Source organism: Photobacterium sp. 53610, assembly GCF_036409375.1.
Classification (GTDB): domain Bacteria; phylum Pseudomonadota; class Gammaproteobacteria; order Enterobacterales; family Vibrionaceae; genus Photobacterium.
Window position 1 is genome coordinate 101,125 of the sequence record NZ_JAXOFS010000003.1, and the last position, 21,825, is coordinate 122,949.

The 21,825-nt window shown below is 52.5% G+C and carries 20 protein-coding genes and 1 tRNA gene; 9 read left to right on the forward strand and 12 right to left on the reverse strand.

Annotation, left to right across the window (positions count from 1 at the left end; translation table 11 throughout):
• Positions 1–81 precede the first annotated feature (81 nt).
• From SPK40_RS10390 to SPK40_RS10400, 3 genes are all read left to right on the forward strand, one after another.
• Positions 82–324: a helix-turn-helix transcriptional regulator gene (locus SPK40_RS10390; protein WP_330960435.1), complete on the forward strand. Its 243-nt coding sequence runs from the start codon at positions 82–84 to the stop codon at positions 322–324.
• Positions 317–580 carry a hypothetical protein gene (locus SPK40_RS10395; RefSeq protein WP_330960436.1) on the forward strand — a complete coding sequence of 88 codons (264 nt, stop codon included), beginning with the start codon at positions 317–319 and terminating at the stop codon, positions 578–580. The genes SPK40_RS10390 and SPK40_RS10395 overlap by 8 nt, the downstream gene beginning before the upstream one ends.
• A gap of 201 nt (positions 581–781) precedes the next feature.
• A complete protein-coding gene (locus tag SPK40_RS10400; RefSeq protein WP_330960437.1) occupies positions 782–2,101 on the forward strand; it encodes a replication endonuclease in 1,320 nt (439 codons plus the stop codon).
• Positions 2,102–2,115: 14 nt separating this feature from the next.
• Here the strand turns inward: SPK40_RS10400 and SPK40_RS10405 are convergent, their stop codons facing one another.
• The 6 genes from SPK40_RS10405 to rpsU all read right to left on the reverse strand — a co-directional run bounded on the left by SPK40_RS10405 (position 2,116) and on the right by rpsU (position 8,394).
• Complete coding sequence (locus SPK40_RS10405) at positions 2,116–3,456, reverse strand: hypothetical protein (protein WP_330960438.1); 1,341 nt, start codon at positions 3,454–3,456, stop codon at positions 2,116–2,118.
• A gap of 171 nt (positions 3,457–3,627) precedes the next feature.
• Positions 3,628–3,703 (reverse strand) — tRNA-Ile (locus SPK40_RS10410).
• Positions 3,704–3,923: 220 nt separating this feature from the next.
• Entirely contained in the window at positions 3,924–5,768 is a 1,845-nt protein-coding gene (gene rpoD, locus SPK40_RS10415; protein WP_248141498.1) for an RNA polymerase sigma factor RpoD, read from the reverse strand.
• A gap of 92 nt (positions 5,769–5,860) precedes the next feature.
• A complete protein-coding gene (gene dnaG, locus SPK40_RS10420) occupies positions 5,861–7,615 on the reverse strand; it encodes a DNA primase (RefSeq protein ID WP_330960439.1) in 1,755 nt (584 codons plus the stop codon).
• Positions 7,616–7,710: 95 nt separating this feature from the next.
• On the reverse strand, positions 7,711–8,154 hold the full coding sequence (locus SPK40_RS10425) for a GatB/YqeY domain-containing protein (protein WP_248141496.1): 444 nt from the start codon (positions 8,152–8,154) through the stop codon (positions 7,711–7,713).
• Positions 8,155–8,178: 24 nt separating this feature from the next.
• Positions 8,179–8,394 carry a 30S ribosomal protein S21 gene (gene rpsU / locus SPK40_RS10430; protein ID WP_002537656.1) on the reverse strand — a complete coding sequence of 72 codons (216 nt, stop codon included), beginning with the start codon at positions 8,392–8,394 and terminating at the stop codon, positions 8,179–8,181.
• 217 nt (positions 8,395–8,611) lie between these two features.
• Here rpsU and tsaD point away from each other — a divergent pair, with 217 nt between their 5' ends.
• Positions 8,612–9,628, forward strand: coding sequence for a tRNA (adenosine(37)-N6)-threonylcarbamoyltransferase complex transferase subunit TsaD (gene tsaD, locus SPK40_RS10435; RefSeq protein ID WP_330960440.1), 1,017 nt, complete (start codon positions 8,612–8,614; stop codon positions 9,626–9,628).
• Between the two features lie 55 nt (positions 9,629–9,683).
• On the opposite strand, the gene plsY is transcribed toward tsaD, so the two are convergent.
• Complete coding sequence (gene plsY / locus SPK40_RS10440) at positions 9,684–10,292, reverse strand: glycerol-3-phosphate 1-O-acyltransferase PlsY (protein WP_248141494.1); 609 nt, start codon at positions 10,290–10,292, stop codon at positions 9,684–9,686.
• 255 nt (positions 10,293–10,547) lie between these two features.
• On the opposite strand from plsY, the gene folB reads away from it, so the two are divergent.
• The 3 genes from folB to SPK40_RS10455 all read left to right on the forward strand — a co-directional run bounded on the left by folB (position 10,548) and on the right by SPK40_RS10455 (position 12,295).
• Entirely contained in the window at positions 10,548–10,904 is a 357-nt protein-coding gene (folB, locus tag SPK40_RS10445) for a dihydroneopterin aldolase (protein ID WP_248141493.1), read from the forward strand.
• The gene (gene folK, locus SPK40_RS10450; RefSeq protein ID WP_330960441.1) at positions 10,897–11,379 is read left to right on the forward strand and encodes a 2-amino-4-hydroxy-6-hydroxymethyldihydropteridine diphosphokinase; all 483 of its coding nucleotides are present in this window, start codon (positions 10,897–10,899) and stop codon (positions 11,377–11,379) included. Before folB ends, folK begins: the two co-directional genes overlap by 8 nt.
• Positions 11,380–11,488: 109 nt before the next feature.
• Entirely contained in the window at positions 11,489–12,295 is an 807-nt protein-coding gene (locus SPK40_RS10455; RefSeq protein WP_330960442.1) for an undecaprenyl-diphosphate phosphatase, read from the forward strand.
• A 121-nt stretch (positions 12,296–12,416) separates the two neighbouring features.
• On the opposite strand, the gene SPK40_RS10460 is transcribed toward SPK40_RS10455, so the two are convergent.
• A complete protein-coding gene (locus SPK40_RS10460; RefSeq protein ID WP_248141490.1) occupies positions 12,417–13,637 on the reverse strand; it encodes a multifunctional CCA addition/repair protein in 1,221 nt (406 codons plus the stop codon).
• A 103-nt stretch (positions 13,638–13,740) separates the two neighbouring features.
• On the opposite strand from SPK40_RS10460, the gene SPK40_RS10465 reads away from it, so the two are divergent.
• Positions 13,741–15,987 (forward strand): AAA family ATPase, encoded by a 2,247-nt coding sequence (locus SPK40_RS10465; protein ID WP_330960443.1) that lies wholly within the window; start codon positions 13,741–13,743, stop codon positions 15,985–15,987.
• Positions 15,988–16,077: 90 nt separating this feature from the next.
• Here the strand turns inward: SPK40_RS10465 and SPK40_RS10470 are convergent, their stop codons facing one another.
• The 3 genes from SPK40_RS10470 to SPK40_RS10480 form a co-directional block, all read right to left on the reverse strand.
• A complete protein-coding gene (locus SPK40_RS10470; RefSeq protein WP_371929351.1) occupies positions 16,078–16,698 on the reverse strand; it encodes a TIGR04211 family SH3 domain-containing protein in 621 nt (206 codons plus the stop codon).
• Positions 16,699–16,845: 147 nt separating this feature from the next.
• Positions 16,846–18,114 carry an inorganic phosphate transporter gene (locus tag SPK40_RS10475; protein WP_248141488.1) on the reverse strand — a complete coding sequence of 423 codons (1,269 nt, stop codon included), beginning with the start codon at positions 18,112–18,114 and terminating at the stop codon, positions 16,846–16,848.
• 31 nt (positions 18,115–18,145) lie between these two features.
• Positions 18,146–18,826 carry a TIGR00153 family protein gene (locus SPK40_RS10480; protein WP_248141487.1) on the reverse strand — a complete coding sequence of 227 codons (681 nt, stop codon included), beginning with the start codon at positions 18,824–18,826 and terminating at the stop codon, positions 18,146–18,148.
• Positions 18,827–19,265: 439 nt separating this feature from the next.
• Here SPK40_RS10480 and SPK40_RS10485 point away from each other — a divergent pair, with 439 nt between their 5' ends.
• Positions 19,266–20,783: a CYTH and CHAD domain-containing protein gene (locus tag SPK40_RS10485; RefSeq protein WP_330960444.1), complete on the forward strand. Its 1,518-nt coding sequence runs from the start codon at positions 19,266–19,268 to the stop codon at positions 20,781–20,783.
• A 23-nt stretch (positions 20,784–20,806) separates the two neighbouring features.
• Here the strand turns inward: SPK40_RS10485 and SPK40_RS10490 are convergent, their stop codons facing one another.
• Positions 20,807–21,664 carry a potassium channel family protein gene (locus SPK40_RS10490; RefSeq protein ID WP_248141723.1) on the reverse strand — a complete coding sequence of 286 codons (858 nt, stop codon included), beginning with the start codon at positions 21,662–21,664 and terminating at the stop codon, positions 20,807–20,809.
• Positions 21,665–21,825: the final 161 nt, after the last annotated feature.

Here is a 21,825-nt window from a genome sequence, read left to right on the forward strand (position 1 = left end):
TCCCGACCACATTCCCGATGAGTCTCCCGATGCCATCGGGACGCTTACGGTATCTCCGAACGAACAAAAGGAGATATCGTTATGGCTACACAGTACGCCAATAAACGCGCATACACAGAGCAAGAAACTTCCGCCTATATCTGTATGAGCCGTTCCTTTCTGCGTCAATCACGCATGGAAGGGCACCGCCGAAACCGCACCGAAGCACCGCCATTTATCAAAATTGGTCGCGCCGTTCGTTACCTGAAAGAAGACCTCGACCAATGGCTTGATAGCCACCGCAAACAAACTCATCTCGTCTGTGATGGAGGTGAGCATGCTTAAGCTAAACAAACACCTTCAACACATCATCAAAACTATGCAGGAAGGGCATTGGTTCGAGTTTTGTGCAGACTATCGCGTTAATCAAAAGGGGTATGTAGGCTCAAAAGGGTTTGATATCAAACTCAACCCGCGAACAGTGCAAAAGCTATACCGTGAAGGGTTAATTAGTTATCGGACTATTCACCCTTTCGGCATCAAGCGCTATGTGTTTGAACTCACGCCTGCGGGGAGGGCTTTCGATGTTAGCCATTCCTGATAGCGAACTGGCGAAAATCGATTGGGATGACAGGGCGTTCGTAAAAGAGCGCCTTTCCCTATTGCCCGCCAAGCACAGAAGATTCTATTCATTCGTTACAAGGCAATTTCTAACAAGCAGGCTAGGAACTCCGACCTGCGTAAACTGGTTGAAAGCTTGAAGGTAAAGCTCACTGTTCCTCTCGAAAAGCTTAGTCTCAGCATGTCAGAAGATGAGCTTCGTGAAGAAGCCGAAAATCTGGTTGATGCTGCGTTGTCGATTCGTCGAGCCATGATGGGCAACGAGGAGGAAACCTTTTCTTCACTGACTGCGCTTTGCCTAAGCTATGGTATTACCCCACCAGAAGAGAAAAAATACACGATCGAAGGGCGCTTAAAGCGTATGTCGGATAAGTCTTGGTGGCTGCGTAAACTTCGCAAGGCATTGCGAGCAAACATAGAAACCACCATGCGTCATCTTGGGGAAGTGAACCGCTGCAAAGCTATCTATTGCTCAGACGAAACACTCAGCGCCAGGGCAGCACAAAAATTCCATCAAAAGGAATATCTTTCAAATACTGTCATGACCAACCAACACGGCCAAAGCTTTAGCCTGTTGGAGCTTTCGCAAAAGGGCGTATCAGACCCAAAAATCCGCAAAACAGAGTTGATGGTTCGTGCGCGTGGCTTTGAAGACCTCGCCAACGAGCTAGGCCATGTTGCCACCTTCCTAACCATTACTTGCCCGTCAAAGTATCACCGCAGCTATGCCACCACGGGCGATGATAACCCTAAATGGCAAGGATATACGCCAGCAGAAGCCCAAGCCTATCTCAATGAGAACTGGAAACTGGTTCGCGCCAAGTTGCAGCGAGAAGGCGTACGTTTCTATGGTTTTCGCGTTGTAGAACCTCAACATGACGGCACACCGCACTGGCACTTATTGTTGTTTGTCGAGCCTCTGCACCATGACACCTTAATAAATATCATGCGTGATTACGCCATGCGCGAAGATGGTGACGAGAACGGCGCAGATAAGCACCGTTTCACCGAAGTGAAGATAGAACCGAATAAGGGGTCTGCCACAGGCTATATTGCTAAATACATCTCTAAAAACATCGATGGTGAGAATCTTGAGGCAGGTGTCTACGGTGATGACCCGAAATGCGCTGCGGCAAGGGTGGATGCGTGGGCGGCTTGCTGGAGCATTCGCCAGTTTCAGCAACTAGGCGGTTGTTCGGTGACAGTTTGGCGCGAATTGCGCCGTTTAAAGGCCATGATGGACGAAAGTAAGTTGGTGACAGAAATCCATGCGGCAGCCGACAAAGGTTGTTGGAAGACGTTCACTGACTTAATGGACGGTGTTTTCTGTAAACGCATTGAGCAGGCTATCGCGCCACACTATGAACTCGCCGTCGATACGGCAACAGGCGTTGTGAAAACCTCGATGTATAGCGAAGAGGAGCTTTTGAAGGTACTGAAAGGCATCTCCTCGGAGGGCAAGACCATCATCACCAGAACCAACGAGTGGCATCTGTCCTAGAGACAGATGCGCTTTTACTTGGAGTTCTGTGAATAACTGTATTTTAGGATTTTAATCAACAAGCTAAATAGGTGTTTGGTGAACTGAAGTATCCGCCTAGTAACTGAAGCTATGAGTTTAAGGGCGTTTGTAACACCTGATAAAACTAGCTTTATCACTCTCCGCTTTTCTTTACTTTCTCTTCTATCCATTTCGACTACTTTTGTTGTCGTATTGGCAATTTTTGCGCCAATGAAAACGGCGAACGCTAGAAGATACATCCATCTGTAGTGCTTTGCGGTAGATACTGAGGCGAGTTTGTTACTGAGTCTTTCCTGTATCTCTCTTGAACGCACCAAAGTTGGTATTAGACATTCAGAAGCTAATGCGACTGGCCTTACAAAGACCCCTTTTATTGGAGTGTTGCTAGCCTCAGGGTAAGCGTTGCAGTAGGTTGACGGAGTGATAATACATTTAGCGGATCGTGGTGAGAAGGTAGTTACGCCTCTGTTTTCTGTATATGGGCATAGGAGGTCGTTGTATTGCTGCACCTCTATCCTAATTTTCTGTTTGATCTCATGTGAATTGGCGAAATTTTTTACTCTGTACAACTCTTCTGTACTGTTAGGCCCGAAGCTGGCAAATAAACTTGGGGTAGCGAGCCCGATATAGTCGTAGAGTGTGTTTTGAATTCTCGCTGACCATTTACATGACTCTAGGTGCACAAGGTTATTTGATTCGCAGTATTGATCATACGCTTTTAGTTGTGTGAGAAAGAAGTTACTTAACTCTTTGGATACTTGCCTTTCCTGATTGAGTTGAACTGAGTCTGAGTTTGCATCAGTGTCATAAATGAATATGACACCTGCGATTAGTGCTGCCGCATACCAAGCATGATCAAATAGGCCTTTAAATTTTTCACCCAAGCAAAAAGTGTCGTTTAGAACTACAAAAATCGACCACCCACTTAAGCAAGCAAGCATAGCGAGGGCGAGATATCCCTTGATACCACCCAATGAGCCTGTACCCATTATGTGATAGCTTTCAGGTGTGTAGTTAATATCTGGCCACAACCCCCACACATTCATTAGGCCGGGGAGGGCGATAACACCTATTGCGATCCATACTCCTTTTACACGTCCTAAAGTATATCCCGCCAAGAGAAGCATCAGCACTAAGAAGAGAAAATAGATAGATAAGAGTATAAAGACTGCGAGGTTGGCTTCAGTAGGAGACCAATAGCTGCCTACTATACTTCCGTCTTCGGCGTATTCTAGAAAATTTGTTGACGCTAGGCCGAGTGCATCAAGGGATTGGAGAAGGTTGTAAGCGGCGCCATATAGGAATGCAATATATGGCTTTAGTAGTTCGAACACTTCTCTTCCTTAGATATTCAACATGTTACCTACTAATAGTTTTTCATAAAGCAATATCTAGTTCAAGATGAGCAAGCAAAGTGACGGATGAATTTGCTATAACGGTGCTATAACGGGGCAAAAAAAGCAAAAAGCCTGAGTGGTTACTAACCTCTCAGGCTTCTCTGTATTTGGTGGCCCCTCCCAGACTTGAACTGGGGACCAAGCGATTATGAGTCGCCTGCTCTAACCACTGAGCTAAGGGGCCAAATGTGCAGGTGATTATATGGGAAGGGTAGAGTAAAGTCCACTGGACCTGAGGGAGGTTTTGTTTGTTTCTTAGGCAGTTAAATCATCGCTCAGCCCTTGTGCGGCAAGGGATGTGAGGCAGGTCACGCTGTGTTGCAAGCAAAGAAAAAGCGGGCTGAAATGGCCCGCTTTGTCGTTTTATTTTTCGGTTTCAACGTCTGGCGTAGAAACTAATCTGCTTACTCGTCGAGGAAGCTGCGCAGCACGTCGGAACGGCTTGGGTGGCGCAGTTTACGCAGAGCTTTGGCTTCAATCTGACGGATACGCTCACGGGTAACGTCGAACTGCTTGCCGACTTCTTCCAGCGTGTGGTCCGTGTTCATGTCGATACCAAAACGCATCCGCAGTACCTTGGCTTCACGAGGCGTCAGGCCAGCCAGCACTTCGTTGGTTGCCGCACGCAGGTTAGTTGCGGTGGCTGAATCCATCGGCAGCTGCAGCGTGGTATCTTCAATGAAGTCGCCCAGATGTGAATCTTCATCATCACCGATTGGCGTTTCCATTGAGATTGGCTCTTTGGCAATCTTCAGCACTTTGCGGATCTTGTCTTCCGGCATCTGCATGCGTTCAGCCAGTTCTTCAGGCAGTGGTTCACGGCCCATCTCCTGCAGCATCTGACGAGAGATACGGTTCAGTTTGTTGATGGTTTCGATCATGTGAACCGGGATACGGATGGTCCGCGCCTGGTCTGCAATCGAACGGGTGATGGCCTGACGGATCCACCAGGTCGCATACGTCGAGAACTTGTAACCACGGCGGTATTCGAACTTGTCGACCGCTTTCATCAGACCGATGTTCCCTTCCTGAATCAGATCCAGGAACTGCAGGCCGCGGTTGGTGTATTTCTTGGCAATCGAAATGACCAGACGCAGGTTCGCCTCAACCATTTCTTTCTTGGCGCGACGGGCCTTGGCTTCACCAATCGACATACGACGGCTGATGTCTTTGATTCGCTCAATGGACAGGCCGGTTTCGTCTTCCAGCATGCGCAGTTTGGTGGTCGCACGACGAAGATCTTCTTCATAGTTCTTCAGACGCTCAGCATAAGGCTTGCCGGAGTTCAGTGCTTCATCAATCCACGCAGAAGAAGATTCATTACCGCTGAACAGCTGAACGAAGGTTTTCTTCGGCATCTTACTGTTGTCGACACACATACGCATGATCAGGCGCTCATTGGTGCGCACTTTATCCATGGAATCACGCAGTGAGCTGACCAGGCGGTCAAACTGTTTCGGGATCAGACGGAACTGTTTGAAGACTTCGGACAGTTCTTCAATGGCGACTTCGGTATCTGCATGATGACGGCCATTTTTGTTGATCGCAATGGCCATTTTTTCATAAGACACACGCAGCTCTTTGAACTTCTCGCGTGCAACTTCCGGATCGATGCTGCCGTCATCTTCATCGGCGGAGCTATCGTCGTCATCGTCTTCCAGATCTTTGTCTTCGTCTTCCAGATCTGATTCGCTGAGCTCAGAACCGATGTGCGTTGCTGTCGGTGCAGTCGTCTCTTCTTCGTTAGGATCCACGAAGCCTGAAATGATATCAGTCAGACGCAGTTCTTCTGCTTCGACCTTGTCAAACTGCTCCAGCAGGTGCGAGATGGCAGACGGGTACTCAGCAACAGAACACTGAACCTGATTGATACCATCTTCGATACGCTTGGCGATGTCGATTTCGCCTTCGCGGGTCAGCAGCTCAACCGTACCCATTTCGCGCATATACATGCGAACCGGGTCGGTGGTACGGCCAATTTCACTTTCTACGCTCGATAGTGCCTGAGCCGCCGCTTCAATGGCGTCTTCGTCGGCATTATCTTCAGTCATCATGAGTTCATCGGCATCAGGGGCGGTTTCCACCACCTTAATACCCATGTCGTTGATCATCTGAATAATGTCTTCAACCTGATCAGAGTCAACAATGTCTTCTGGCAGGTGGTCATTAACTTCGGCATAGGTCAGATAGCCTTGCTCTTTGCCCTTGGCAACAAGCAACTTTAGCTGTGACTGCGGATTTTGCTCCATAGACGATATCCAACTTAGGGTCTGAGTGAGAAAAAAGAATGCAGAAATGCAAACCAGTAATTATAACAAATGTCAGAATTGTTGACTACTTTTTAGTCGGGGCGATTCAACAGCAATAGCTGGAGCTCCCGCTTCTCTTCGACTGATAAGCCGACGGTGTTCGATTTAGCCTGCAACTTCTCAATTTGTTGGGTGACGCACTGATCGATAACTTTATCCATCGCGTCAAAAAATACAGTATGTAAACTGCTTTCGTCATTGCCGAGAGGAATATCCCAGGTGGCGAGCCGCGCCATCAGCTGTTCTTGTTCCGTTTCTCGCCAATCTTCAAGTAACTGTCCAGTTGTGATATTGGGACGAAGTCGACATTTATCAACTATTGTCAGCAATAATTTTAGGCCGGCCAGTTCAATGCCGACAAAGTCCCCGGTGTTCAGCTCCAGCTCAGAAGCAAAGCCCGGGTTTTGCAGCAACAGGGCAATCGCCACCCGCATCGGGGTACGCTTGATTGCAGGTTGCGCGATGCGAACCGGTTTGTTGTCGCCGTGTTCGCTGATGAGTTGCCTGAGCTGCTCCTCATCCGGAAGACCGAGTCTTTGACCCAGAACTTTCCTTAAGTATAGCCGCAGGGTACCGCCCGGGACCTTGTCGATCAGGGGTACAGCCAGCGTACTGAGCTTGGCTTTGCCTTCCCGGCTGCTGGTATCGACCTGCTGCAACAGTGTTGAGAACAGGAAATCAGACAGCGTCATCGCTTCACTGATTTGCTGCTCAAATGCTTCTTTCCCGTACTGGCGAACATAACTGTCCGGGTCTTCGCCATCGGGCAGGAACATAAATTTCAGTTGGCGGCCGTCGGAGAGATAGGGCAGTGCCTGCTCCATCGCCCGCCAGGCGGCATCTCGTCCGGCACGGTCACCGTCATAACAACAGACCACGGTACCGGTTTGCCGGAACAAATTCTGCATATGATCGCCGGTGGTTGAGGTGCCCAGAGAGGCAACCGCATAGTCGACGCCGTACTGCGCCAGTGCGACCACATCCATGTAACCTTCGACGACTAAAATTCGCTCAGGTTCCCGGTAGGTCTGCATCACCTGATACAGACCATAGAGCTCGCGTCCTTTGTGGAAAATCGGTGTTTCCGGCGAGTTCAGATATTTGGGCGTCCCGTCACCCAGAACCCGGCCGCCAAAACCAATGACCCGGCCGCGGCGGTCGTGGATCGGAAACATAATCCGGCCACGGAAGCGGTCATAACGTCGGCCCTGATCGTTTTCAATCAGCATACCGGCACTGACCAGATCTTTCTGAGCCTGCTCGGTCCGGCCGAAGCGCTGGCGCACCAGATCCCACTGATCCGGGATATAGCCAATGCCAAACTGCTTGACGATTTCGCCCGACAGGCCACGCCCTTTCAGGTAGTCAATTGCAACCTGTGCTTCATGCTGTCGAAGCTGGGACTGATAATATTGGGCGACCTGACCCATCAGGTCATAAAGACTTTGTTTTTCCTGTCGTTTCGCCGGGCTCTGGCCGCTGCCCTGTTCACGGGGCACTTCAAGGCCAAGCTGAGACGCCAGATCTTCCACCGCTTCAACAAAATCGAGGCGGTCAAACTCCATCACGAAATCGAGGACGTTGCCTTTGGCACCACAGCCGAAGCAATAATAGAACTGTTTGTCCGGGCTGACAGAAAAAGAAGGGGTTTTCTCATTATGGAACGGACAACAGGCGCCGTAGTTCTTCCCCTGTTTCTTGAGTTTCACCCGCGCATCAATGACATCCACAATGTCATGTCGTGCGATGAGATCGTCAATAAACGAACGGGGGATTTTGCCTGCCATACAATGAGTGTTACCTGAAATTTGTCCGGGAGAGATACAAACAAGCCGCGCGTTCCTTGGAGGATAGCACGGCTTGCTGTAGAGCTGGGGCAGTATTAACCGAGTTTGGCTTTCACCAGTTGGCTAACTTTCCCCATATCGGCACGACCCTGAAGCTGTGGTTTGAGCACAGCCATCAGTTTACCCATGTCTTGCATCGTGCTGGCACCAGTGCTGGCAATCGCTTCATCCAGCAGAGCAGCAACTTCGTCGTCGCTCAGTGGCTGAGGCATAAATTCCTCAAGCACGGTAATTTCAGCAAGCTCGACATCGGCCAGATCCTGACGGCCTGCAGCCTCATACTGAGCTACAGAGTCACGACGCTGTTTTACCATTTTCGTCAGTACTGCCACGATGTCGTCGTCGGTCAGTGTGATCTTCTCGTCGACTTCACGTTGTTTGATAGCAGCCAGAACCAGACGGATAGCACCCAGACGGGCTTTATCCTTTGCCTTCATGGCGGCTTTCTGTTCGTTCTTAATACTTTCGATCAGGGCCATTACGCTGTCCTTGTTCTCTGTAAATTAGTACAGACGAACGCGACGTGCGTTTTCGCGAGCCAATTTTTTCAGGTGACGCTTAACTGCCGCTGCTTTAGCGCGCTTACGTACAGTTGTTGGCTTTTCGAAGTGCTCACGACGACGAACTTCAGAAAGGATACCTGCTTTTTCGCAAGAGCGCTTGAAACGACGTAGAGCTACGTCGAACGGTTCGTTTTCACGTACTTTGACTACTGGCATGTAATACTCACCTCAGAGTGATTCGGTTAACGCTGATGATCTAAATTATCAGCTGATTAAAAATGGTGCGAAATTCTAATCTGATCCGGGGCCATTTGTAAAGTATTCTGCAAGCCAGAACTGGTGAAATTCTGTCAACAGCGGTAACATGCCCCTCCGACGTTCCGCACCGGCTAACGGCTTTCGTTAGTAAGTATATATAAGTATAGAGGTTGATATGCGTATCCTGGGCATCGAAACGTCCTGTGATGAGACAGGCGTGGCGATTTACGATGATGAGAAAGGCCTGCTGGCTCATGAGTTGTACAGCCAAGTCAAGCTGCACGCCGACTATGGTGGTGTCGTGCCTGAGCTGGCCTCAAGGGACCATGTCAAAAAGACTATTCCGCTGGTAAAACAGGCACTGGCGGATGCCGGTCTGACACCGGCCGACCTCGACGGTGTGGCTTATACTGCCGGACCGGGTCTGGTGGGCGCATTGCTGGTTGGTGCAACGATTGGCCGCAGTCTGGCCTATGCCTGGAACCTGCCGGCTGTGGCGGTCCATCATATGGAAGGCCACCTGCTGGCGCCGATGCTTGAAGAGAATCCGCCGGAATTTCCGTTTGTCGCGTTGCTGGTGTCCGGCGGCCACACCATGATGGTGGAAGTGAAGGGCATCGGTGAATACCGCATTCTGGGCGAGTCGATTGACGATGCGGCCGGTGAAGCCTTTGATAAAACGGCCAAACTGATGGGACTGGATTATCCGGGCGGACCGCTGCTGTCGAAACTGGCCGATCAGGGCACGTCGGGTCGTTTTACGTTTCCGCGTCCGATGACGGATCGTCCGGGGATGGATTTCAGTTTTTCCGGTCTGAAGACCTTTGCGGCGAATACCATTCGCGCCAATGACGATGATGAACAGACCCGGGCGGATATTGCCTGTGCTTTCCAGGAAGCGGTGGTGGATACGCTGGCGATTAAATGTAAGCGTGCCCTCAAAGAAACCGGCTTTAAGCGTCTGGTGATTGCCGGGGGCGTCAGTGCCAACAGGCATCTGCGTTCCGAACTGGCGAAACTGATGGAAAGTCTGGGCGGGGAAGTGTTCTATCCGCGGACTGAGTTCTGTACGGATAACGGCGCCATGATTGCATATGCGGGCATGCAGCGTCTGAAAAATCAGGAAATCATGGACCTCGGCGTGAAAGCCCATCCACGCTGGCCGATTGATACCCTCAAGCCATTGCGCTGATCCCTTTTACGGTACCAACCGTGGCCGTGAATACCGCATGAACCGCCAGAAGAATTCAGGATTTCGGCTGGCGGTTAAATTTATGCCAGATCTTATATTCTTTGCCGTCGAGCAGACGGCGGACATTCTCGTGGTGACGGAGAATAATCAGGCAGGACAGCATGGCTACCGGCATGGTGTACTGAGGCTTGACCCACCAGGTAAACATGGGGGCCAGCAGTGCTGTAATCATAGATGCCAGTGATGAATAGCCGCCGATGACTGCCACAATCACCCAGGTCGCAATCAGCATGCCGCTGAGATCCCAGCCAATCGGTGCCAGTGCCCCCAGTGCAGTGGCCACGCCTTTACCGCCCCGGAAATGGAAGAAAATAGGGTAGATATGCCCCAGACAGGCCGCGATACCGATGACGCCCAGCAAAAACGGATTGATTCCTAAAAAGTAGCTGAGCCACACCGGCAGCATCCCTTTGAGGATATCGCATACCAACACTAGCGCAGCGGCGCCCCGGCCGCCAAGACGAAGCACGTTGGTGGCTCCCGGGTTGCCTGAACCGCTGTCGCGCGGATCCGGCAGGCGGAACAGGCGGCAGATCAGCACCGCACTGGAGATCGAGCCCAGCAGATAAGCGGCAATGATGATCAGCAACACCAGTGGCGTCATAGCGGCTCCTGTTGATTCGTGACGGCATCGTCGTTCGGATAAATTGGGGGTTCACCTCATACCACGTCTGATGACATTCTTCCTGACAGCTGTGGTATAGTGCCTCCACTTGCAGGGGCCCGCTGCATGATTGCGACGGGAAACCCGCATTCAGTCATCAAAAGTGACAGTTCAGTCCCGATAATACGCACTTTTGCTCACATTGGGTATCCGACCTCTGGGGTAAATTATCCCTAAATAATTTAGCGATGGAACATGGATTCAGTATTTATCGAACATCTTGACGTGATCGCCTCAATTGGCGTGTACGATTGGGAACAGGAAATTAAGCAGAAACTGGTGTTGGATCTGGAAATGGCCCATGACAATCAGCCAGCCGCCCGGGCTGATGATGTTGCCCTGGCTCTGGATTATGCTGCCGTCAGCCAGGCCGTCACCGAGTTTGTAGAGCAGGGACGTTTTCTGCTGGTCGAGCGAGTCGCAGAAGAAGTTGCCAGCCTGATCATGACACAATTCCAGGTGCCATGGATTCAGGTCAGAGTGACCAAACCGGGTGCGGTACCGAATGCCCGTGGCGTCGGTGTGGTAATTCAACGGGGATGCCGTGACTGAGGTTTACATCAGTATCGGCAGTAATATCGACCGGGAGCGCTCTGTGCGTGCAGCAGTGTCTGAGCTCAGACAACTGGGAACCGGTTTTCGTGTGTCGCGCATTTATGAAGCGGAGCCGGTTGGTTTTGACGGACCGAATTTTTTCAATTGTGTGGTGGCATTGAACACCGAGCTCTCGCCGTCTGATCTGCAAACACAATTGAAAACGCTGGAGCTGCAGTACGGCCGTCAGCCGGATGCGAAAAAAAACCAGAGCCGGACGCTGGATTTGGATCTGCTGCTTTACGGTGATCTGATCCGTGCGCAGTCGCCCGTCTTACCTCGTGATGATATTTATAAGTTTGCTTTCGTGTTACAGCCGCTGATGGAGCTTTGTCCGCAGCAGGTTGTACCGGGAGATGGCAGAACCGTGGCAGAGTTGTGGCAGGCTTTTGATCAGCCGCAGGTGCTCAGACCGGTCGTCATGGAAATTTGACCTGAATTTGCCGCATCAGCAGGAACCGACGCAGAATCCTGCGGTCAATCTGTTCTGTTGGTGAATTTAAATAACAAGGTCGGCAGACCGCAAAAAGTAAAGGAAAGCAATGAGTCATTTTGAAGCATTCATGTTGGCATTGATCCAGGGACTGACGGAGTTTTTGCCCATCTCCAGTTCGGCGCACCTGATTTTGCCATCTCAGGTCTTAGGCTGGGCCGATCAGGGACTGGCATTCGATGTTGCGGTACATGTTGGCACACTGGCTGCTGTGGTGCTCTACTTCCGCAAAGAAGTGGTTTCATTGCTGTCGGCCTGGGTGAACTCCATTTTCACCCGGAAGTGCTGCCGGGAAGCCACACTGGCCTGGATGATTGTGCTGGCAACCATTCCTGCCTGTGTTTTTGGTTTTTTTATGGCGGATATCATCGAACACTACCTGCGCTCTGCGTGGGTGATTGCAGTGACGACCATCGTGTTTGGTCTGCTGCTGTGGTGGGTGGATCGTCGGGCACCACAGAATATCGATGAATATGCGGCCGATCCGAAGCGCTCACTTTATATTGGTCTGGCGCAGGCTGCCGCGATGATCCCGGGTACGTCCCGTTCAGGTGCCACCATGACTGCAGCCCTGTATCTGGGATTCACCCGTGAAGCGGCGGCACGATTTTCATTTTTAATGTCTATTCCGATTATTGTCCTGGCGGGCACTTATCTGGGCACGAAACTGGCGGAGAGTCCGGTGCCGGTTGATTTCGGCGGGCTGGGGATTGGTTTGGCCGTCTCGTTTGTCAGCGCCTATGCCTGTATTCACGTCTTTCTGAAGCTGGTCACGCGTTTGGGCATGTTCCCATTCGTCATTTACCGTCTGCTGCTGGGGGCCGGATTGATTGCCTTCCTGATGAGCCAGCAGTAATCGAGATGTGGTTTGAATGAAATGAAGCCGGACTTTTTGTCCGGCTTTTTTGTGTGCGGCTGAATGCGAAGAGGCACGTTTCGAAGTCTTGCAACCTCACAGAACCGTCTGCCTGGGTTGTCTATCGTCCCAGCACCAGAGCTGCGGCTTCGCAGCGACGTGCGGCCAGCTGTTCTTTAATCTCGGCACCCTTATAACCCGCAGCAACGATTGGTTTGACTTCGACTGCCTGTGCGGCTGCAAATACTGTCAGTAATACATCGGCCTGCGGATAAGGATCATCCTCAAAGCCTGTCCGGCCGCGCACATCTGCCCGGCAGCACAGCGCCAGCTGTTCCACCCGCTCTGGTTTTCGCCACGCGTCAATCTGGTCAAAAATCTTAATGAAGGTGGCAGGGCGCAGCGCATTCGCATTGTGGACTTTGGTGTGCTGGGCACACACCATTAACGCCGCATCGCGGTAATGATTCGGGATTCTCAGTCGCTGGCACAGACTGCGGATCACATCCAGTCCGAGCTGACAGTGCAGTTTATGGCTCGGCAGCTCAGCCACCGGAGAGAGGGCTTTGCCGAGGTCATGGACCTGAGCGCAGAACCGGATCACAGGGTCCTTACTCAGCAAAGCTGCCTGATAAGACACCATCAGGGTATGAATGCCGGTATCTATTTCCGGATGCCATTTGGCAGGCTGCGGCACGCCGAAGAGGGCATCAATTTCCGGCATCACCACACCCAGCGCACCACACTGGCGAAGGACGGTCAGGAAGATGTCCGGACGTTCCGTCGACAGCGCACGTTCCCATTCCTGCCAGACCCGTTCCGGGGTCAGGGCTTCCAGTTCTCCTTCAACCACCATTTCCTGCATCAGGGACAGGGTTTCCGGAGCCACGGTAAAGCCCTGCGGCGCAAATCGGGCAGCAAAGCGGGCGACCCGCAGTACCCGCAGCGGGTCTTCCACAAATGCCGGAGAAACATGGCGGAGCTGGCGTTTTTCCAGATCATGCTGACCCTGATAAGGATCGATCAGCGATCCGTCTTCCGCTTCGGCGATGGCATTGATCGTCAGATCCCGACGCATCAGATCCTGTTCCAGCGTGACATCCGGCGCGGCATAGCATGTAAAGCCGGTGTAGCCTCTGCCTGCTTTTCGCTCGGTACGGGCCAGCGCATATTCTTCTTTGGTTTTCGGGTGCAGAAAGACGGGAAAGTCACTACCTACCTGGCTGAAACCCTGATCCAGCATTTGCTGCGGGGTGGTGCCGACAACAACCCAGTCTTTGTCTTTGACGGGCAGGCCTAACAGCTTGTCCCGTACAGCACCACCAACCAGATAAATCTCCACTTTTCTCTCCTAGTCTTTTGTCAGTCTTGCCCCCGAAGGGTATACAATCGGTGTCACGAACGCTAATGTATCTCAGTTATTTTACTTCATCCCGGACGAAGACATGTACACGGCATTTTTTGGCCTGACAGAAGCCCCGTTTTCTATCGTGCCCAGTGCACGGTTTCTCTATCTCAGTGACCGCCATCGTGAAGCGCTCAATCATCTGCTGGCCGGACTGGCCGACGGCGGCGGGTTTGGCCTGCTGACCGGCGAAGTCGGCACGGGTAAAACCACGGTCCTGCGCGCGCTGCTCTCAAAGCTGGGCGATGATACCCAGGTTGCCGTGGTGCTCAATCCGGCCTTGTCGGCCCATGAATTGCTCGAAAGTATCTGTGATGAGCTGGGACTGCCCGCATCGCCTGAAGACAGCTACAAGATATTAACCGACCGCCTTTATGATCATCTTAAAGCCAACGACTCGGCCGGAAAGCATACACTGCTGCTGATTGATGAGGCGCAACACCTGCTGCCGGATGTGCTGGAGCAGTTACGGTTGCTGACCAATCTCGAAACAGATCAGCGTAAGTTACTCAAGGTGGTGCTGGTGGGGCAGCCGGAACTGCAACAATTACTGCAGCAGCCGGGGCTGCGGCAACTTGCCCAGCGGATTACCTCCCGCTATCACCTGTTGCCGCTGACCGAAACTGAGGTTGCTGCGTATGTCCGGTTCCGGCTGGATCAGGTTGGCTGTGCCCATCCGGTATTTACCCCTCCGGCGCTGAAAGCCGTTGCGAAGGTCTGTCATGGGATCCCCCGCCAGATCAATCTGGTGTGCGATAAGGCCATGCAGATGGCCTGCCGGGACAGCCGGTATCAGATTACGCCGGAACACATCAAACAGGCCAGTGAACTGGCGCTGGGCTGGGCCGTGCCGCAGCCTGTAGCCGGGAGCAGAACAGGTAAGGTGAAACCGGGCTGGGTCATTGCCGGGATCCTCGCGCCTTCGCTGGTCGCTGCCGGTTACTTCGGCGGCGGGTGGCTGGCTCGGGAGCAATTGGGAATCACCCCGCAGGAGCCAGCAGTGGTTGCTGTGAAGCGCTCGTCTGAACCCGTCTCCGCCGAAGCAAAAGCGGCCGCTGCGCAGACAGCTCTGGAACAACGCTGGCAGCAGTTAGTGGCACTTCAGCCGGACGAAAGAGAGGCAATGCAGACGATTTACCGGCTCTGGGGGTATGAGGTGACACCGAATCAGGCCAACTGTCTCAGCAGTCAGCGGATCGGGCTGACCTGTCAGCAAAACAAAGGCGATCTGGCGCAACTGGGCCTGATTAACCGTCCTGCAGTTCTGCCTCTGACCGGGGAGAACGGTGAGACATTTTATGCTGTGCTGTACGCGCTGTGGCCGGGAGAAGCTGAGCTGATGCTGGGCGGTGAGCGGATTCGGGTCAGCCGGGAATGGTTACAGACGCATTGGCAGCAGGATTACACCCTGATGTGGCGGGCTCCGATGGGAGAAAGCAGCAGTATTCGTTACGGGCAGCAGGGCACACGCGTTGCCTGGTTGGATCAGCAGCTTAATCGCCTGCTGGGCGAGCCGGGAACGGCCAGCCGTCAGTTCGATCAGGGGGTGCTGGATAAGCTTCGTCGCTTCCAGCGCGCACAGGGACTGTATCCGGACGGGATTGCCGGGCCGATGACCCTGATGGTGCTGGATACCGCACTGGCCTTGCCTGGACCGACGCTCTATCAGCAGTACCGGACTGATGCCGGACCGGATGACAGCACCTATGCGGTGACTTTTCTGCCGATGCCCCGGCTGGTCACGGAATCTTTGCCGGATCTGACGTCAGCCGGATATACAGTGGCGACTGGTCCGTCTCCGGTGCCGTCGGAGCCGGTCGTCCACGAGGTTTCGCCGGAAGGTGATATTGCAGACCGTCAGCAAAACAGCTGGGATCTGGATAAACTGGATCTTTCCGGGCTGTCTCCTGAGCTGGCCAGTCGGCTGCACCAGGCGATTGAGGCCACGGATCAGGAAGACAAACAACCATCGCTGATTGATGAACGGGCCGTTGCCAATCGCGCAGCTCAGCCGGAAGTCTCTGCAGCGCCGGATGAAGACGTCATGACCGTCGCCGATCTGCCGCGACAGGTCCAGAAACGTTTGCCGGCCATTGACCTGCAGACGCATATCTACTCTTCAAGTGCCAACAGCCGCTGGATCAAAGTGAATGGCCGTGAAGCCTATGAAGGGGATGAAATTGCCCCTGGTGTGACGCTGGAGCGGATTGAGTCCCGGAAGGTGGTACTGAACTTTGAGAATACACGATTTGAGATGGCAGCACTGTCGCAGTGGCCGGCAGGTTAAAACAGCAAACAACGCATCTCAGACACATTATCGCAGACAGAAAAAAGGCAGCCGGGGCTGCCTTTTTTGATTCGGAGGAACCGTCGGGGATTACGCCCAGCCGTTATTGCGCTTTTTACGACGCGGGATCAGGTGCGGCAGGATCAGGCCGAACAGCAGACCACCACCGGCAACCATACCGCCGTAGGTAAACCACTTCATCAGCAGGTCATCTGCCTGAGTATCCAGTTTGGCGCGTAGTTCGCGGATTTCTGACTGAGAGGTAGACAGTTGTTCATTCAGCTTGGTATTGCGTTCTTCCAGCTCGGAGATTTGCGTACTGCGGCTTTCCAGTGAAGACTGAAGGGTTGCATTGCGTTCATCGCTGGATTTTCTGGCGTTCGCCAGCGCTTTTTTCACTTCGCTCAGCTCTTTTTCGAGCTTCGGTAAGCGCTCTTTCAAACCAACCTGATTGGAAATGTAATCACTGCTGACCCAACCGGTACGGCCGCGATCATCAGTCACTTTGACAAACCCTGTTTCCCGGTTTGTTTCCAGCACGGTCACTTTCGTACCGGAGTTCACGCTGCCTAAAATTTTATATTGCGTGCTTGGTCCGCGATGCATGTAAGTAAACAAGTCATCGGAGATATAACGCACCTGCTGAGCGTGTACCTGCGCTGTCATCAGCACAGTGACAGCGGCAAAAACTAAGCGGATAAGTTGCTTCACACTGAGATCCTTGAAGGAGCTTGGTTAATCGATGGAGCACAGATACTAAGAATTTTGCGCCAATGGCGCAAGCGAAGAGGGAGGCATTGCCTCCCTCTTTTGACCTTGTGCTACTTTTTGGCAAAGTTTACCGAAGGTTGACTGAAATCAGCCAAAAGCCGCTTGCATTACGTAGAAGAAAATGACTGACAGCAGCGCACCCGCAGGCAGGGTGATGATCCAGGAGGCCACGATATTACGGACCACGCCCAGATTCAGTGCAGCAATACCACGGGCAAAGCCAACACCCAGGACTGCACCCACCAGTGTTTGGGTGGTTGAAATCGGCAGGCCGGTGCCCGATGCCAGGACAACCGTTGAAGCGGTTGCCAGCTGTGCAGCGAAACCACGGCTTGGCGTCAGTTCGGTAATCCCGGTACCTACGGTAGCCATTACTTTGTGGCCCAGGGTTGCCAGACCGACAACGATACCAAAACCACCCAGCGGCAGGATCCACCATGCAATGGCACTTTTCTCAGACAGCTGACCCATGTGCTCAACGGTTGAAACAACCGCAGACAGCGGGCCAATTGCGTTTGCTACGTCGTTTGAACCGTGCGCAAAGGCCATGGCACAGGCCGTCACGACCATCAGCAGGCTGAATACACGCTCTACACCCGCATAGCCATTGGTGCCGGAAGATTGCTCTGCATCCTGATAGTTACGGCGGATGTACAGGTAACCAAAGGCCATAACGACCAGAGAGACTGCAACAGACGCCAGCCAGGCTTCTGTGGTGCTCAGATGCAGACCCACGTGCTTCAGACCTTTCTTGATGGTCACCAGCGCGATCACCATCGCGGTAATGAACATATAGACAGGCACAAAACGCTTGGCGTTGATCAGCGGATTATCGGTATCAAAGATCAGACGCTGGGCACTGATGAAAATCACGTATGCGAAAATACCCGAGATCAGTGGGGTTACGATCCAGCTGCCGACGATGCCCTGGACTGAAGCCCAGTCAACGGCTTCAGTGCCGACTGACACACACGCAAAACCGATGATGGCACCGATGATGGAGTGAGTGGTCGAGACCGGCCAGCCCATGTAGGACGCCAACAGCAGCCATGAACCGGCTGCCAGCAGCGCTGACATCATCCCGTAAACCAGGATTTCAGGCTGGGCCGCATAGTGAGAGGTTTCAATCACCCCTTTCCGGATTGTGTCTGTGACTTCGCCGCCTGCCAGGTAGGCACCGGCAAACTCAAAGATCATCGCGATAAAAATCGCCTGTTTGACCGTCAGCGCTTTGGAACCAACCGAGGTTCCCATTGCGTTTGCGACGTCATTGGCACCAATACCAATCGCCATAAGAAAGCCAAAAAGGGCCGCCACCATGATAATCACGGTGCCATAATTAGCCAGGATTTCCATTGTAAAACCTTGTTTTTATTACCGTTGCTCGTTATGAGCGGGATAGCATAATTTCGAGACGAGATCCGACGCGTTGAGCCTGATCGGCAATGCCGCCGACCCATTCGAGGATCTTGTACATGAACATGACATCGACAGGATTGTACTGGTCTTCAACCTTGCGTAATTGCTGACGCAGGGTGACCTGCATACTGTCGGTATCGTCTTCGATGACATCAAGCTGGTTAATCATTTCAGCAACCAGCGTGACTTCACGGCCTTTGAAACCGGTTTCCAGCAGTTCATCCAGTTCATGGATGACACGACTGGCCTGATTGGCGGCATCAAGGCAGCGTTGAACATAGGCGAGAAAGTTTGCGTAAAGGTTCTCAGGGATGTCTAGCTGACGTCCGTAGACGCGCCCTGCGATATCCTTGGCGAGGTTAGCGAGTTTATCCTGCTGAGTCAGCAGGTCCAGCATGTCAGTCCGGTCGACTGGCATGAAGAGGCCGCGCGGGAGCTTGAGACGGATTTCACGTTTCAGCACGTCCGCATCTTTTTCAAGCTGCGAGATTTGCTCACGGTACTGTCCGGCTTTTTCCCATTCCTTGGCGTGGCACGCTTCAAAAAACGGAACAAGCAATTCACAACATTCGTTGACACGCGTGATATGGCGTTGCAACGGTTTGATTGGGGATTTAGCAAAGAGCCCCATGATTGTATTTACTGGCATAGCCGATCAACCTAAAGATACCTGTGATAAAGGCGAAATCTTGAGCGATGAATCTGAGCCTGCTGAGGTTTGGACTCCCGTTCCGTAGCGATCATATGTCGCGTCGGTTAAGGCTGAAAGGAGGTGCTGCCGGATAAACCTGATTCACGGAATGAAGCGGAATAGTTGTCTCAGCTCTTTCTGAGCTGAACAAGCGCTTCACTGCGTTACTCATCATTTATTTAGCGCACTAAACTCCATGATTCGTGCCTTGATTAGCGCTTATTTCAGCACTGAACAGAACAAATAATCCAAAGGTCAACAGGCCCTGTGGCGCGCATGGTAACGTATAACGTAGTACAGGGAAACACATTTTGTGCTGCTATTTGGGGAGATTTCCTGCTTGCTCCCGGCAAGATTAGCAAATATCCTTGGCTGGCTACCGTTTATAGGGACAATTATGGAAACCGAGATAGAACTGAAGTTTTTCGTCTCAGCGGAATTTTCGAGTCATCTACTGCGAAAAATTGCCCAAGCCAAAATCTTGCAGCAAAGCAGTAAGCGACTGGGTAACATTTATTTCGATACCCCTGAGCAAATTCTTCGTCAGCATGACATCGGACTGCGGGTTCGCCGGATTGATGATGTCTACATTCAGACCCTCAAGACAGCAGGACGTGTTGTTGCCGGACTGCACCAGCGGCCTGAGTATAATGCTGAACTGAACGGCCCGCAGCCGGACTTATCTTTACACCCTGCCGATGCCTGGCCGGCACATTTCGAGATTGCCGCCATTTCTGAACAGATCGCGCCTTTATTCTCGACCGACTTTGAGCGGCAGCAGTGGCTGGTCGCGATGCCGGACGGCAGCCAGATCGAGCTGGCTTTTGATCAGGGCGAAGTCCGCGCCGGTGATCGCAGTGAACCGATTTGTGAAGTCGAGCTGGAGCTGAAATCCGGCCAGACCGATGCATTGTTCACGCTGGCCCGTGAGCTGTGTGATGTCGGCGGAATCCGGCTGGGTAACCTGAGCAAAGCTGCCCGGGGTTACCGTCTGGCGGCAGATTATGCCGGCGATGCGGTGAAACCTTTGTCCTACGTCCCGCTTCACGCGGATGCCAGTGCTGAGCAGACACTGATGATTTCGCTGGAGCATGCCTTAGAACAGTGGCATTACCACGAACAGATTTATGTTGAGCGCCAGGAACTGGCGGCACTGACTCAGATCAGTCAGGCGATTTCGCTGATCCGTCAGACTTTGGTGGTGTTCGGCAGTATGATCCCCCGTCGTGCCAGTGCGCAGTTGCGTCAGGAGCTGAGCTGGCTGGAAGGCGAGCTGGACTGGCTGGAAGAAGCCGGAGCGCTGGATCGCTGGCTGGCTGAGAAAGGTCATGCTCTGAAAAAGCTTAATGCCCGTAAAGCTTTGGTGAAACAGCTGAAAGAGCGGCAGGAAGAATTGCCTGAACCCGATGATGTCCTGCGTCTGCTGCACTCATCGCGGTACTGTAATTTGCTTCTGAACCTCAGCAGCTGGCTGCTGAGCCGGGGCTGGCAGCCGTTTCTGGATGAAAAGGCCAGAGAGCGGCTGGCGGCATCTGCAAAAGCGTTTGCTGATTCAGCTTTGGCAAAAGCCTGGGAAGAGCTGGGCGACGCCTTTGGTGCCCAGCGGGCGCTCAGCCGGGCGGACTATCTCGATCAACAGCCCCGCCTGCTTCGGAATCTGGTTGGTGGATTGTGTTTTGCATCTTTATATGATGCGGAACGTCGCGATGTGTTCCGAAGCCCGTGGCTGGATGTGCTTCAGGGGATGGAAGATTTGCGTCAGCTTGAACCGATTCGGGTGCTGCAGCCTGAGTTTGAGGAAGAAGATGACCGCAAGCAAATTGATAAATGGCTGCACCGCAAGGAAGACTCCCTGCTGCATGCCATGGATCAGAGCCGGCAAATCGGGCTGGCACAGCAGCCTTACTGGCCTTAATCTTTTTTCCTGTCCGACCCGGCTCAGTCCGGGTCCGGTGACGAACGCCTTGTCTTTTCATCCGACAGATTCGTGTCGGTGAGAGGGGAAGGCGTTTTTTGTTGCCTGCGTTCTGCCTGCCTTGTGGCTTCGGCAAGCCTGCTTTCTAGCGAACTGATGCGATCCAGTAAGACTTTCTGGTTATGTAACACTTTATCCCAGTGAACCTGATCATGCGGATGTCTGGGCGGTGCGTGCTTTCCCGGTTCTGAAACGAAAGAGCTGATCAGACCGGCGACCATACCAAATAAACCGACACCACAGGTAATAATGACGGTGGCCAGCAGTTTTCCCAGCGTGGTGACCGGATAGTGGTCGCCGTATCCCACGGTTGAAATCGTCACAAACACCCACCACAGGGCATCATCTGCACTGAGTATATTGGCGTTCGGATCTTTGCTTTCAATGATGAGGATCAAAGAGGAACCAACGGTAACCAGTACAGTGAGCAACAGAAAAATAGTTGCGAGGGTGGCTTCCCGGCGATAAGCCATGATGTGCTGCAGGATCTGCTGACCGGATCGAAGCAGCCGGAGGACCCTGAAAATCTGGATGACCCGCATAAAGCGTAACGGCTCAATGATGGGAATACTGGCAAGGAAATCGGGCCAGTGTTTTTTCAGATAGTCGCCTTTACTTTGGCTTCTCACCAGATCGGCGGTGAGCTGGAGCCAGAAAAACAGACAAATCAGGGTATCTATGGTGACAAACAGGGTATATATCCTGTCATTGCGCGGAATAAAAAACAGACTGGAGACCAGTGCAAGAGACACGAAAGACAAGATGAGCGCAACCAGGCTCATCGGATTCAGTTCATGTTTGACGCCATCGATCTTTTTCATCATTCAATTTTAGTTATTTATAGCAGGCATATTATGATATTCGGTACCGCTAGCAAGTTGAATTTACTGGTGTTGCCGAGTGAATTGCAAGTTTGTTTTGAGCAGATTCAGGCCTGTCTTCACTAAAAATAACACTGGCTCCTTGCAGCCAGGCAGGCATC

What these genes read in the sequence shown, in the direction of transcription:
- SPK40_RS10390 (WP_330960435.1), top strand. Translation starts at nt 82, where the DNA reads ATGGCTACACAGTACGCCAATAAACGCGCATACACAGAGCAAGAAACT.
- SPK40_RS10455 (WP_330960442.1), top strand. Translation starts at nt 11,489, where the DNA reads ATGAGTCATTTTGAAGCATTCATGTTGGCATTGATCCAGGGACTGACG.
- SPK40_RS10395 (WP_330960436.1), top strand. Translation starts at nt 317, where the DNA reads ATGCTTAAGCTAAACAAACACCTTCAACACATCATCAAAACTATGCAG.
- SPK40_RS10425 (WP_248141496.1), bottom strand. Translation starts at nt 8,154, where the DNA reads ATGGCCCTGATCGAAAGTATTAAGAACGAACAGAAAGCCGCCATGAAG.
- SPK40_RS10465 (WP_330960443.1), top strand. Translation starts at nt 13,741, where the DNA reads ATGTACACGGCATTTTTTGGCCTGACAGAAGCCCCGTTTTCTATCGTG.
- SPK40_RS10480 (WP_248141487.1), bottom strand. Translation starts at nt 18,826, where the DNA reads ATGCCAGTAAATACAATCATGGGGCTCTTTGCTAAATCCCCAATCAAA.
- rpsU (WP_002537656.1), bottom strand. Translation starts at nt 8,394, where the DNA reads ATGCCAGTAGTCAAAGTACGTGAAAACGAACCGTTCGACGTAGCTCTA.
- dnaG (WP_330960439.1), bottom strand. Translation starts at nt 7,615, where the DNA reads ATGGCAGGCAAAATCCCCCGTTCGTTTATTGACGATCTCATCGCACGA.
- SPK40_RS10475 (WP_248141488.1), bottom strand. Translation starts at nt 18,114, where the DNA reads ATGGAAATCCTGGCTAATTATGGCACCGTGATTATCATGGTGGCGGCC.
- SPK40_RS10485 (WP_330960444.1), top strand. Translation starts at nt 19,266, where the DNA reads ATGGAAACCGAGATAGAACTGAAGTTTTTCGTCTCAGCGGAATTTTCG.
- rpoD (WP_248141498.1), bottom strand. Translation starts at nt 5,768, where the DNA reads ATGGAGCAAAATCCGCAGTCACAGCTAAAGTTGCTTGTTGCCAAGGGC.
- folB (WP_248141493.1), top strand. Translation starts at nt 10,548, where the DNA reads ATGGATTCAGTATTTATCGAACATCTTGACGTGATCGCCTCAATTGGC.
- tsaD (WP_330960440.1), top strand. Translation starts at nt 8,612, where the DNA reads ATGCGTATCCTGGGCATCGAAACGTCCTGTGATGAGACAGGCGTGGCG.
- SPK40_RS10400 (WP_330960437.1), top strand. Translation starts at nt 782, where the DNA reads ATGTCAGAAGATGAGCTTCGTGAAGAAGCCGAAAATCTGGTTGATGCT.
- plsY (WP_248141494.1), bottom strand. Translation starts at nt 10,292, where the DNA reads ATGACGCCACTGGTGTTGCTGATCATCATTGCCGCTTATCTGCTGGGC.
- SPK40_RS10490 (WP_248141723.1), bottom strand. Translation starts at nt 21,664, where the DNA reads ATGAAAAAGATCGATGGCGTCAAACATGAACTGAATCCGATGAGCCTG.